At 68.8% G+C, this 12,531-nt stretch carries 13 protein-coding genes and 1 rRNA gene; 3 read left to right on the top strand and 11 right to left on the bottom strand.

Annotated elements, in window-relative coordinates:
• Positions 1-157: 157 nt before the first annotated feature.
• A complete protein-coding gene (locus ACFYRY_RS13610; protein ID WP_389143825.1) occupies positions 158-430 on the bottom strand; it encodes a glutaredoxin family protein in 273 nt (90 codons plus the stop codon).
• A 103-nt stretch (positions 431-533) separates the two neighbouring features.
• Here ACFYRY_RS13610 and ACFYRY_RS13605 point away from each other — a divergent pair, with 103 nt between their 5' ends.
• From ACFYRY_RS13605 to ACFYRY_RS13595, 3 genes are all read left to right on the top strand, one after another.
• Positions 534-1,445, top strand: coding sequence for an HAD family hydrolase (locus ACFYRY_RS13605; RefSeq protein WP_389143822.1), 912 nt, complete (start codon positions 534-536; stop codon positions 1,443-1,445).
• 338 nt (positions 1,446-1,783) lie between these two features.
• Positions 1,784-2,557 carry an ECF subfamily RNA polymerase sigma factor, BldN family gene (locus ACFYRY_RS13600; RefSeq protein WP_389143819.1) on the top strand — a complete coding sequence of 258 codons (774 nt, stop codon included), beginning with the start codon at positions 1,784-1,786 and terminating at the stop codon, positions 2,555-2,557.
• A 233-nt stretch (positions 2,558-2,790) separates the two neighbouring features.
• Positions 2,791-4,062, top strand: a complete 1,272-nt coding sequence (locus ACFYRY_RS13595) for a DUF5667 domain-containing protein (RefSeq protein WP_389143816.1) — start codon at positions 2,791-2,793, stop codon at positions 4,060-4,062.
• A gap of 116 nt (positions 4,063-4,178) precedes the next feature.
• On the opposite strand, the gene ACFYRY_RS13590 is transcribed toward ACFYRY_RS13595, so the two are convergent.
• The 10 genes from ACFYRY_RS13590 to rrf all read right to left on the bottom strand — a co-directional run bounded on the left by ACFYRY_RS13590 (position 4,179) and on the right by rrf (position 12,381).
• Complete coding sequence (locus tag ACFYRY_RS13590) at positions 4,179-5,240, bottom strand: lysophospholipid acyltransferase family protein (protein ID WP_389143813.1); 1,062 nt, start codon at positions 5,238-5,240, stop codon at positions 4,179-4,181.
• 14 nt (positions 5,241-5,254) lie between these two features.
• Positions 5,255-6,316 (bottom strand): NAD-dependent epimerase/dehydratase family protein, encoded by a 1,062-nt coding sequence (locus tag ACFYRY_RS13585; RefSeq protein ID WP_389143810.1) that lies wholly within the window; start codon positions 6,314-6,316, stop codon positions 5,255-5,257.
• 246 nt (positions 6,317-6,562) lie between these two features.
• A complete protein-coding gene (locus tag ACFYRY_RS13580) occupies positions 6,563-6,661 on the bottom strand; it encodes a 30S ribosomal protein bS22 (protein WP_003948845.1) in 99 nt (32 codons plus the stop codon).
• 152 nt (positions 6,662-6,813) lie between these two features.
• Complete coding sequence (locus ACFYRY_RS13575; protein WP_004984898.1) at positions 6,814-7,026, bottom strand: helix-turn-helix domain-containing protein; 213 nt, start codon at positions 7,024-7,026, stop codon at positions 6,814-6,816.
• Positions 7,027-7,155: 129 nt separating this feature from the next.
• Entirely contained in the window at positions 7,156-7,971 is an 816-nt protein-coding gene (locus tag ACFYRY_RS13570) for a phosphatase (protein ID WP_389143807.1), read from the bottom strand.
• A 351-nt stretch (positions 7,972-8,322) separates the two neighbouring features.
• Positions 8,323-9,495 (bottom strand): acetoin utilization protein AcuC, encoded by a 1,173-nt coding sequence (locus ACFYRY_RS13565; protein WP_389143805.1) that lies wholly within the window; start codon positions 9,493-9,495, stop codon positions 8,323-8,325.
• Positions 9,446-10,660, bottom strand: coding sequence for an MFS transporter (locus ACFYRY_RS13560; protein ID WP_389143802.1), 1,215 nt, complete (start codon positions 10,658-10,660; stop codon positions 9,446-9,448). The genes ACFYRY_RS13565 and ACFYRY_RS13560 overlap by 50 nt, the downstream gene beginning before the upstream one ends.
• A 74-nt stretch (positions 10,661-10,734) precedes the next feature.
• Positions 10,735-11,466, bottom strand: a complete 732-nt coding sequence (locus ACFYRY_RS13555) for a VC0807 family protein (RefSeq protein ID WP_389143799.1) — start codon at positions 11,464-11,466, stop codon at positions 10,735-10,737.
• Between the two features lie 68 nt (positions 11,467-11,534).
• Entirely contained in the window at positions 11,535-12,179 is a 645-nt protein-coding gene (locus ACFYRY_RS13550; RefSeq protein ID WP_389143796.1) for an HAD family hydrolase, read from the bottom strand.
• Positions 12,180-12,264: 85 nt separating this feature from the next.
• Positions 12,265-12,381, bottom strand: a 5S ribosomal RNA gene (rrf, locus tag ACFYRY_RS13545).
• Between the last annotated feature and the right edge of the window lie 150 nt (positions 12,382-12,531).

Below are 12,531 nucleotides of genomic sequence, written 5' to 3'. Positions count from 1 at the left end.
GGTGTCCGTTTTGCCCGGTCAACGTGACCGGGGTCACGCGCCCCCGGCGCACCGGCGTGGAACCGGCGCACACGCACCGCCGTTCCTTCTCTCCTGGGGGCAAAACCGCCCACTCTCCTCTACGATCCCCGCCCCCGAGACCTGTTCGTCGTCGATCCTAAGCCAATGCTTTGCGAAGGCGTTCCTCGTTCACACGCCAGAACGTGTGCTGTTCGCCGTCGACGAGGACGACCGGAACCTGCTCCCAGTACTGGTCATGCAGCTGCGGGTCCTCGGTGATGTCCTTCCGCTCCCAGGAAACGCCGAGCTCGTCACACACCTTCTCCACTATCACCTGGGCGTCGTCACACAAATGGCACCCTGGCTTCCGGATAAGCGTCACAAGCCGGTCCTGCGGGGCGGGTCCGCCACGGCGGAAGAGTGGAGTCATGCCGTCCATTCTCCCGCTTGTTTAACGGCACAGTCGCGGAGAGTTCACAGCCTCCAAACCCCACGACTCCGGAACCACCGAACAGAATGGCTATGCTCACGCCATGGCCGCTCTCGGATGGCTCACCCCCCGTAGGCGCTCCGCCACGGCACGCAGCGTGCTGGCCGGCGAGGCCTCGGCGGAGGCAGCGCGCAAGTCCACCCAGGACGTCTCCGGCGAGGAGCCGGAGTTCCCGGTGCACGGCGACGCACACGCCGCCGCCTTCTTCGACCTGGACAACACCGTGATGCAGGGCGCCGCGCTGTTCCACTTCGGGCGGGGCCTGTACAAGCGGAAGTTCTTCGAGACCCGCGACCTGGCGAAGTTCGCCTGGCAGCAGGCGTGGTTCCGGCTGGCCGGCGTCGAGGACCCGGAGCACATGCAGGAGGCCCGGGACTCCGCGCTGTCCATCGTCAAGGGCCACCGCGTCGCCGAGCTGCAGTCCATCGGCGAGGAGATCTACGACGAGTACATGGCCGAGCGCATCTGGCCGGGCACCCGGGCCCTCGCGCAGGCACACCTCGACGCGGGCCAGAGGGTGTGGCTGGTCACAGCGGCCCCGGTGGAGATCGCCCAGGTGATCGCCCGCCGTCTCGGCCTGACGGGCGCGCTCGGCACGGTCGCCGAGTCGGTCGACGGCGTCTACACGGGCAAGCTGGTCGGCGAGCCCCTGCACGGCCCCGCCAAGGCGGAGGCGGTCCGCGCCCTGGCCGCGGCGGAGGGCCTGGACCTCTCCCGCTGCGCGGCCTACAGCGACTCGCACAACGACATCCCGATGCTGTCCCTGGTCGGCCACCCCTACGCGATCAACCCGGACAGCAAGCTCCGCAAGCACGCCCGTCAACTGGAATGGCGCCTGCGCGACTACCGCACGGGCCGCAAGGCGGCGAAGGTCGGAATCCCGGCGGCGGCCGGTGTGGGCGCGGTGGCGGGCGGTACGGCGGCGGCGATCGCCCTGCACAAGCGCCGTCGCTGACGGCGATCGCCCTGCACAAGCTGCGTCGCTGACGACCGAGTCCCAGCTCGGTCCCCCCGCACCCGGCTGTCCAGTCACGTTGGCTGCACACGGCCACAACACGCCCCGGACCGGGACCTAATACGGGCCATTTCGATCAGCAATCGATCACGGTCCGATACTTGATCGGGCGTCAATCGGTTACGGAAGCGACGTAACCGATGATTTTAGCAACTGCGTGTAACAGGGCCTGCACTAAGCGTTATTCTCCTCAGACGCAATCCGGATCCCCTTCCGTCGCTACGACGGGTGAACGGTTCCGCACTGCACGTGTTGGAAGCTCTGCCTCTGGGAGTCCCGTGTACCCACACGTCGGGGTTGACGCCTCGGGCCTGGCTACGCTGCGCGCAACGGTCCAAGACCTGTTGCGCGGCTTCGTCCCCACCGCGTACGCCGCCCCCGCCCTCGCCGTTGCCACTACCCCCGTCGGCCCGTGCTACGCACTCGCCGACGGGAGCGCCGCCGTCGGCAGACGAGGGCGTTCGAATGGCGCCGCCCCCGTCCGCCGTCCCGCCGCGGACAGTGACAGCGCCCGCATGATGGACCTGGTGGAACGCGCCCAGGCCGGCGAGTCCGACGCGTTCGGCCGCCTCTACGACCAGTACAGCGACACCGTGTACCGGTACATCTACTACCGCGTGGGAGGCAAAGCCACCGCCGAGGACCTCACCAGCGAGACCTTCCTGCGCGCCCTGCGCCGCATCGGCACCTTCACCTGGCAGGGCCGCGACTTCGGCGCCTGGCTGGTGACGATCGCCCGCAACCTGGTCGCCGACCACTTCAAGTCGAGCCGCTTCCGGCTCGAGGTGACCACCGGAGAGATGCTCGACGCCAACGAGGTCGAGCGCTCCCCCGAGGACTCCGTCCTGGAGTCCCTCTCCAACGCCGCGCTCCTCGACGCCGTACGGCGGCTCAATCCACAGCAGCAGGAGTGTGTGACCCTTCGGTTCCTCCAGGGCCTGTCCGTCGCCGAGACCGCCCGGGTGATGGGCAAGAACGAGGGGGCCATCAAGACCCTCCAGTACCGGGCCGTCCGCACGCTCGCCCGGCTCCTCCCGGACGACGCGCACTGACAGCGCACGCTCGGTGACCCTCAACTCGCAGCGGGTGAAAGTCCGTTGGCTCCCCGATCCGATCATCCGCCGTCCGTAACCCAAGTGCCGCGCCACTCGTTGTGCGGGATGCAGGCTCCCTGTGGTCACTCCCTGGCCGACTTCGATCACCCGATCGAGTGCTTGTGGTCAGGGCGTGCGACCCTCAGGACCCCCTGGGGAGCCGATCGTCATGACGAGAGGAGGTGCCGCCTGTGATCGCGAACGTTTCGGCGCACCGGCGGGCGAACGCCTTCGCCCAAGTCCTGGAGGAGCAGTCCGACCTGGGCACGGCGGCCGAGCAGTCCGAAGGACCCCCGCCGTCCCCGGCTGCTGCGGAACAGACCGAGCAGGGCCGTCTGGCGGCCCTCGCGGCGTGTCTCGGCGAGCTGCCCCGACCACAGCTGGATCCCGAGGTCAAGGTCGTCCAACGGGCCCAGCTCGTGGCCGCCATGGAGGCCATGCTCCTGGAGGGCACGGCGGCGGGCGACGGGGCGACGGACGCTTCGGTTCCCGAGCAGCGTTCGACTCGGGCGCGGGGCTCCCACCGGGCGAGTCCGCTGGGGAAGTTCCGGCCGCGTTCCCGCCTGGCCAAGGGCCTTGCCGCGGGCGGGCTCAGCGTCGGAGTGGCCGCGGGCGCCTTCGGGGGCATCGCGGCCGCCAGCTCGGACGCCCTGCCCGGTGATTCGCTGTACGGCCTCAAGCGGGGCATCGAGGACTTCAAGCTCAACCACCTGTCCGAGGGCGACGACGAACGTGGCGTGGCCTACCTCGACCAGGCCTCCACCCGCCTGAGCGAGGCCCGCCGACTGATGGAGCGCGATCGCGGCGGCCATCTCGACCACGAGTCCCTCGGCGAGATCCGCCGCGCCCTGTCCGGCATGCAGCACGACGCGTCCGAGGGCCACCGCCTGCTGACGGCGGCGTACCACCACGACCCGGACTCCCTGGGCCCCATCCAGGCCCTCGACGCGTTCTCCCGCTCGCACCGTGACGCCTGGGGCGCGCTCCGCGACAGGCTTCCGGTGCAGCTCGGTGACGTGAGTCAGCAGGTGTCGTCGGTCTTCGACGCCATAGACGACGAGGTCGCCCCGCTGCAGTCCCTCCTCCCCCGCCCCCCGGCCCGGGGCAACGGTGACGACGGACGACGGCAGGGCTCAGGACCGGCGTCCTCCGACGCCTCGTCCGGGTCCGCCCACTCCTCGGCGCCCCGTACCGGCGGCGGCAGCAGCTCCTCCGACAACAGCGGCTCAGGCACCGGCACCGGTACCGGCAGCCACAGCCCCAGCGGGTCGGCCGGCTCCACCGGCGACGAGGAAGGCCTGCTCGGCGGCAACACCGGCGGTCTCCTGGACCCCTCCAAGGACACCGGCAGCATCACCCCGTCCACCACCATCCCGCCCACCACCGAACCGGACGTCACCCTCCCGCCCCTGCTCCCCGGCCTGCTCCCCGGCCTGGGCATCGACGGCGAAGAGGACCAGTAGCTCGGCGGTCCGGGCCCCTGGTTGTCCCTGCGGTCCTTACGGCGATGGGGGCGCCCCTCTCAGGAGGGCGCCCCCATCGTCGTACGCGCGCTGAGGGCGCCTCTGCAGAACCGCCCTCAGAAGAACACCGACCGCCGCTGCACCAGCAGTTTGTACAACGTGTGCTGGATCTGCTCCCTGACCTGGTCGGTCAGGTTGAACATCAGCATCGGGTCCTCGGCGGCCTCCGGCGGATAACCGTCCGTACGGATCGGCTCGCCGAACTGGATCGTCCACTTGGTCGGCAGCGGGATCGCGCCCAGCGGACCGAGCCAGGGGAAGGTCGGCGTGAGCGGGAAGTACGGGAAGCCCAGGACGCGGGCCAGCGTCTTGGCGTTACCGATCATCGGGTAGATCTCCTCGGCCCCGACGATGGAGCAGGGGATGATCGGTGCGCCCTGCCGCAGCGCCGTGGAGACGAAACCGCCGCGGCCGAACCGCTGAAGCTTGTAGCGCTCGCTGAAGGGCTTGCCGATGCCCTTGAAGCCCTCCGGCATCACTCCGACCAGCTCGCCCTTGGCCAGCAGCCGTTCCGCGTCCTCCGCGCAGGCCAGCGTGTGACCGAGCTTGCGGGCCAGTTCGTTGACCACCGGCAGCATGAAGACCAGGTCCGCCGCCAGCAGGCGCAGATGACGGTCATCGGGGTGGTGGTCGTGGACGGCGACCTGCATCATCAGGCCGTCCAGCGGGATCGTCCCCGAGTGGTTGGCGACGATCAGGGCGCCACCCTTCGCCGGGATGTTCTCGACGCCCTTCACCTCGACCCGGAAGTACTTCTCGTACACCGGCCGCAACAGGGACATCAGAACCTGGTCGGTCAACTCCTCGTCGTAGCCGAAGTCGTCGACCTCGTAGTCACCGGTGAGGCGGCGGCGCAGAAAGGCGAGTCCCTTCGCGACACGCGCTTCCAGGCCGTCGGGTCCACTGTCGTCGTGCGCCTGCTCAGGCGGCTGTTCCTCACCGGTCACAGGAACATCATCCTGCGCGGGCGGCCTGCTCGGCAGGGGCTGGACCTCGCGGACCAGCGAAGATTCCGTGCCGTTGCGCCGACTGCCCGCACTCCGGCGCCGCGGCGGCCGCTGCGCGGCGCCCCCGCGGGACCGGTCGTCGTCGAACGGGATGACCTTGGCGTCCGCCATCGTTGATGCGCTCCTCAGTTGGCGCTCTGCGCCGGGGGGTGGCCGCTGCCCACGAAGGGCAGGGCGGCGATCCGGTCGACAGCCCCGGCGACGGTCTCGGGCGGCAGGAGTCCGGGGCCGCGGCTGCGCGCGAAGTCCGCGAAGGTCTCCGCCGTCGTGTACTTCGGCTGGAACCCGAGGGTCTCCCGCATCTGGACCGTCGACACGACACGGCCGTGGGTCAGCAGCCGGATCTGCTCGGGCGAGAAGTCCGTCATACCCAGCGTACGCACCAGCGAGCCCGCCCAGGTGACGGCGGGCAGCAGCAGGGGCACGGTGGGTCGGCCGAGCCGCCGCGCGCACTGCGACAGCAGCAGCGCGCCATCGCCGGCGATGTTGAAGGTGCCGCTGTTGAGCGTGCCCCGCGCCGGCTCGTGCGAGGAGATCCGCAGCACCTCGATCACGTCGTCCTCGTGCACGAACTGCAGTCGCGGGTCGTAGCCCAGCACGGTCGGCAGAGCCGGCAGCGAGAAGTACGAGGCGAGCGGGGTGTCCGCGGTCGGGCCGAGGATGTTGGCGAACCGCAGTACGCACACCGCTACGTCGGGCCGCCGCCGGGCGAACCCGCGCACATATCCCTCGACCTCGACGGTGTCCTTGGCGAACCCGCCGCTGGGCAGCGACTTGGCCGAGGTGGTCTCGGTGAACACGGCCGGGTCCCGGGGCGCGGACCCGTAGACGTTCGTGCTGGACTTCACCACGAGCCGCTGGACCGTCGGGGACTTCTGACAGGCACCGAGCAGCTGCATGGTGCCGATGACGTTGGTCTCCTTGACCGAGGTCCGGCTGCCGCTGCCGAGCGCGGTCGCGGTCACGTCCAGGTGGACGACCGTGTCGGCGGCCGTCTCCGCGAGCACCCGCGCGATGGTGGGCTGCCGCAGATCGGCCTGGATGAAGTCGGCGCCGCCCAGATGGTGCTCCGGCGGGACCGCGTCCACGGCGATGACCCGGTCCACCTGCGGGTCACGCTGGATTCGTCGTACGAACCGGCCCCCCAGTTGACGGGCCACCCCGGTCACGAGCACGACATTGCCCAAGATCAGCGCCTTCCTTCCAACCCTCGTACTCCGCCGAGTCCCCGTGTACGGCCAACTTAGCGGGTCGGTGTTGCGCTGTGATGACCGCCCGATGCGCCACGTGACGGCACACACAGACGTACGGCCGGTCCCAGCCAGGTGGATGACGTGCGTACCGCACAACGCCGGCTCATGGTGTCCGGATACGCGTGTGGCCCCCCACCGGTGTGGTGGGGGGCCACAGACACGCTTCTTACGCGGCGTCGCTTACTTCTTGTTGCGACGCTGAACGCGCGTGCGCTTGAGCAGCTTGCGGTGCTTCTTCTTGGCCATCCGCTTGCGCCGCTTCTTGATAACAGAGCCCACGACTACCCTCGCTCACTTCTCATCACTCGGTGCTGGGCGCCATGGGCCCATACGACCTACGAGGGGTTAGCCTACCCGCCCGAGCGCTGAGGTCGTAATCGAGGTGCCGGGGAGGCCCTGACCTGCCCTGAGGCGTCCCCGGCCCGTCGTCGTCAGGCGGTTTCCACCCCCACATAGCTCTCACGGAGGTACTCGTGAACCGCTTGCTCGGGGACGCGGAAGGACCGCCCCACCCGGATAGCGGGCAGATGACCGCTGTGCACCAGCCGGTACACGGTCATCTTCGACACTCGCATCACCGAGGCGACTTCCGCCACGGTAAGGAACTGAACCTCGTTCAGAGGCCTCTCGCCAGCTGCAGCCATGACACACCTGAACCTTCCGCACTCGACGGCCACCGGCTTCCCCTTCCGGTGACTCTTCGTCGTTGCGTGCTCACTCCCCAATGTAGGGGCGGGTGATGCAAGTGGGGAAGAGGTGCACCCATCGGCGGCCTACTGTGACAGAGCCGCGCGATTGAGTACGTAGCGGGTGACCGGCCGGTAGTGAGCAGCCCGCACGGCGTCATCAAGTGGAACGACGACAGACACCACCCCCTCGGCCTCCCCCACGAACAGCGCCGGGTCGTCGGTATCCGCCAGCCCGATGGCCTCAAACCCCAGCTGACCTGCCCCGCAGACCCATCCGTGGTCCCCGATGACGAGCTCGGGAAGCGGCCCGCCGGCATCGGCGGCCGCCGTCAGCGCGGTGCGAACCGGGAGTGGTGAATGCGTGTGCGCGCCGGCCCGGCGACCGGAGTTCGACGCGTCGGGTTCCCGTACCAACGCGACTCCTCGTACGTAGTCAAGGTCGTACGTACGTAGACCGAACTGGGTCGTTATGTCGACAGAGTGACCCTGCGCTGGGGTGAGGACGGCACATCCAGCCGCCGACAGCGCGTCCGCCAAGGCGGCGTAGAAACCGAGCAGCCGATGCGGGTGCCCGGTGCCGAACAGCACGGGCCCGCCCCGTTCGGCCGCCACCGCGAGCCGCGCCGCGAAGGCATCCAGAGCCTCCAGCGTCCGCTCCGGATCAATCACATCATGACCAGATGTATGCCCCGGATCGGCCGAAACCCCACACTTGTCCGCCATCAACTCGATCAATTCCCGCTCGCCCCAAGGCCATTCGGGATCAATCCCGATCAGAACTCGAGGATCACGAGCCGCGAACAGCCGATAACTCCGAAGACTCTCCTCCCGCGAAGTAGCCACGCTCCCAGCCAACCGAGCCGCCAGAAGATGAGCCCGCATCGCCCCAGTGCTCAACACCCCAGTGATGCTGTCGCACCAACCCCACCCTCACGACACGAACAAGAAAACACACCACGGTCGGCGTAACCCCGAGAACCCAACCACCGACAGCCCCACCCAGCGGGCAGAGCAAGCTCCACGTAACAGCCCGCCCGCGGGCCCCCGACGCCACACGAACAAGCCCCCGCCGAGGCCGACCCGGATGCAGCTGCCGCCGGGTCGAGGGGCGGGCTCCTGGGGCTCACGGACCCAGTCCGCGCCTGGGGCCGGGGGGATCATTCGCCGGGGGGACGGAGCCCCGCCGGGGTCCAGGGGCACAGCCCCGGGGATGGGACGGGTAAGGGCGGCGGGGGCGAGAACCTCGGGCGCCTAAGCCAAAAGCCCCCGCAACGGAAACACCGCCCGCCGCGCAGCGATCACCGCCTGGTCCACCCGGTCCGCGGGGTCGTACCCCTCCTCCCACCCCGCCCAGGACACCGGCCACCGCCCGTCCGTCATCCGCCCGGGCCCCAACTGCCGGGTCCGGGCGAACACCTCCTGCCGCCACGACTCCGGAATCACCGTCTCCGGCGACACCGGCCGCCCCGCCGCGATCCCCACCAGATGCGTCCAGGACCGCGGCACGACGTCCACCACCGCGTAACCGCCGCCACCCAGCGCCACCCACCGCCCTTCGGCGTACTCATGCGCCAGGTCATGACAGGCAACCTGCACAGCCCGCTGCGCGTCGAGCGACACGGCCAGGTGCGCCAACGGATCCTCGAAGTGCGTATCGGCCCCGTGCTGGGTCACCAGCACCTGAGGCCGAAAGTCCGCGATCACCTCAGGCACCACGGCGTGGAACGCCCGCAGCCACCCCGCGTCCCCGGTCCCCGCCGGCAACGCGACATTCACCGCCGACCCCTCCGCACGCTCCGCCCCGGTCTCCTCCGGCCACCCGGTCTGCGGGAACAAGGTACGCGGATGCTCATGCAGGGAGACCGTCAGAACCCGCGGATCCTCCCAGAACGCCGCCTGCACCCCGTCCCCGTGATGCACGTCGACATCCACATAGGCCACCCGCTCGGCCCCGAGCTCCAACAGACGTGCGATCGCCAGCGCCGCGTCGTTGTAGATGCAGAACCCCGACGCGCCCCCGGGCATCGCATGATGCAACCCACCGGAGAAGTTCACCGCGTGCAGCGCGTCCCCCCGCCACACGGCCTCCGCGGCCCCCACCGACTGCCCGGCGATCAGCGCGGACACCTCGTGCATCCCGGCGAACGCGGGATCGTCCAGAGTCCCCAGCCCGTACGACCCGTCGGCCGCCCGAGGCGCTGCCGAAGCCGCCTTCACGGCCTCGACGTAGTCCTCCCGATGCACCAGCCGCAGCGTCGACTCCCCGGCCGGCTTGGCAGCCACGACCTCCATCTCCCGGTCAAGCCCGAAGGCCTGAACGAGCCTCCAGGTCAGGGCAAGCCGAACCGGATCCATCGGATGGTCCGGACCGAAGTCATAGCCCGTTACTGCCTCGTCCCACATCAGCTGTCCGCGGCCGCTCATGCCCGCCACCGTATCGGTCCGGTCGAGCGGCGAACGACCGGGCGTACACGAGCGTCACCAGCACCAACACCATCGGCACGAGCATGGCCCCCCGGTAGCTCCAGGTGTCCCCCAGCGCCCCCACGAGCGGCGAACCGATCAAGAAACCCACGTAGTTGAAGACATTGAGCCGCGCGACAGCCGCATCGGACGCCCCCGGAAACAGCCGGCCGGCCGCCGCGAAGGTCTGCGGCACCAGCACACACAACCCGAGCCCCAACAACGTGAACCCGAGCATCCCCACCCACGGCCCCGGCGCCACCGCCACCACGGCGAACCCGACGGCCGCCACCATCGCCCCCACCCGTACGACCGCGACCGCCCCGAACCGCCGCACCCCGAGATCCCCGATGGCCCGCCCCAGCAGCGTGGTCACCATGTACACGTTGTACGGCACGGTCGCCAGCTGCTCACTGCTGCCCAGCACGTCCTGCAGATACTTCGCGCTCCAGTTGGAGACCGTCGAGTCCCCGATGTACGCGAAACACATCACCAGACACAGCGGCAGGAGCAGCTTGAAGGCGAGGGCCCCACCCTCGTCCTTCTCCCCCGCCGCATCGCCGTCCCCGGACCCGTCGACGTACCACCGACTTCCCACCAGCACGGTCGGCAACAGCACGACCACCACCGGCAGATACGACACCCACAACGCCAGATGCCAGTGCGCCCCCACCCACGCCAGCGAGGCTCCCAGAATCCCGCCCAGGCTGAACACGGCGTGGAAACTCAGCATGATGCTGCGCCCGTACGCCCGCTGCAGGCTCACCCCGAGCATGTTCATCGACGCGTCCAGCGCACCCACGGCGAGCCCGAAGGCGGCCAGCGAGACACCCAGCTCGACCGTCGCGTCCCCCGCCCCCACCCCGAGCAGCGCCAGGAGCACGACGGGCTGGGCCCAGCGCAGCACCCGGCTGGGCGGTATCCGCTTCACCAACTGCTCGGTGCTCACGCTCCCGACCCCCGCGAGGATCGGCACGGCCGCCAGGAACGCGGGCAACAGCGCGTCGGACACCCCGTACCGGTCCTGGATGGCCGGGATCCTCGTCACCAGCAGAGCAAAGGCCACGCCCTGGGCGAAGAAGCTGAACGCCAGCGAGGCCCTGCCGCGCCGCAGCACATCTGTCATGGCGGCGAGCGTAGGGCCCCGGCGTACTCGTGGGTAGATCCAGCCAAAGATGAGTTTCCCTCAGCTTTGATTCGTCACCGGGCGACGGCGACACCAGCAGTTACCGGAACGGTGTCCGAGCACTCCTGGCCTTCACACTTCAACTCCCGCTCGAGCATGGCCGCCATCGGCCCGGCACCCAGGGCCCCGCCGGCGAGGAAGCCGACAACCATGGCGCCGATCATGATGACGGTCCCGAGCCAGACCATGGTGTCCACCGGCACCGTGTACGCGCCCACGACCCGCACCACGCACTCCGTGAGCAGCACCACACCCCACACCACGGAGAAGACCCGCTCGAAGCGCCGGAAGGCGGCGGACTCACCCTGCAGCCGAGCCCAGGCGGCCTCCCGCCGCGGGTCCCCCTTCACCAGTAACGGCTTCATACCGGCCGTCATCACCGGCTTCCCCATTGCCACGGACACCAGGATCCCGATTCCCACCACGCTGCTGACCCCGCTGTCCTTGGCGAGCATCAGCCGTGGATCACCGGCGACGAACCCCAGCAGCAGTCCGGCGACGTTCACGAACAGGATGAGCGCGGCAAGCCCGTTGACTGTCCGGTCCTTCACGGCACTCCATCCGGTCCGCACGGCCGGCAGCACACTGCTCCAGCCGAGCGCGGCCACGGTGCCCATCCCGAACCCGTCCTTGAACAGGTAGTACGACCCGACCGGCACCGCCACGTCCATGATCAGCGGAACAAACGCCTTCCGCCTGGTCTTGGTGTCCGACTTCGCCATCGTCTTCGTCTGCGTCTCCGTCATGCTTCAAGCTTCCCGGGCAGCCGCCGACGCCAATAGAAACGATCGTCCGGACCTCGGCATGACAAATGTCAGACCAGCAGGTCAAGCAACTCCCCCATGTCCGAGAAGAGTTGAGTGGCCTCCTGAAGCCGCTCGGCAGGCGTCATGGCGGTGAACCCGTACACGTCCATCCCGGCCGCGACAGCCGCACGCACACCCAGCGGACTGTCCTCCACCACCGCGCACCGCGCGGGCTCGACTCCCATCCGCTCGGCGGCGTAGAGGAAGAGGTCCGGCTCCGGCTTCCCCCGCCCCACATCCTGCGAGCTGAAGATCCGCTCGTCATCGAACCACCGGTCCAGTCCGGTCTTCCGGTGCCCCACTCGAATCCGCTCGTGGCTCCCGGAGGACGCCACGCAGTACGGCGTTCCGTCCGCGGCCAGCTTCTCCAGCACCCCGACAGCCCCCGTCACGGGCTCCAACTCCCGCTCGAACGCGGCGAACACCCGCCCATGGAAGACATCGTCGAAATCCTCCGGTAGCCGCCGCCCGGTCCGTGCCTCCACCAGATCGTGTACGCGGTGCATGGCGGAGCCCATGTAGTCGCGGAGGGAGTCCTCGTACGAGGTCGTATGCCCGAGCTCGGTCAGATAGCCGGCCAGGAGCTTGTTGGAGATGGGCTCGCTGTCGACGAGGACACCATCGTTGTCGAAAATGACAAGGTCATAGCGCATGCCCAAGACCATAGAGGACGTGGTCAACCGTCCCTGGAACGCAGAAAACCCCCGTGCCCAAGGCACGGGGGTTTTCCCAAAAATTGTTCGGCGGCGTCCTACTCTCCCACAGGGTCCCCCCTGCAGTACCATCGGCGCTGTAAGGCTTAGCTTCCGGGTTCGAAATGTAACCGGGCGTTTCCCTCACGCTAAAACCACCGAAACACTATGAAACTGTCGAACAATGCCACACCATACCGTGGCCTGGTATGGGGCTGTTCGTGGTTTCAGAACCAACACAGTGGACGCGAGCAACTGAGGACAAGCCCTCGGCCTATTAGTACCGGTCACCTCCACACGTTACCGTGCTTCC

The sequence above is a fragment of the Streptomyces sp. NPDC005263 genome (genome assembly GCF_042872365.1).
In the GTDB taxonomy this organism is placed as follows: Bacteria; Actinomycetota; Actinomycetes; order Streptomycetales; family Streptomycetaceae; genus Streptomyces.
This window is presented reverse-complemented; position numbering and strand designations above follow the sequence as displayed.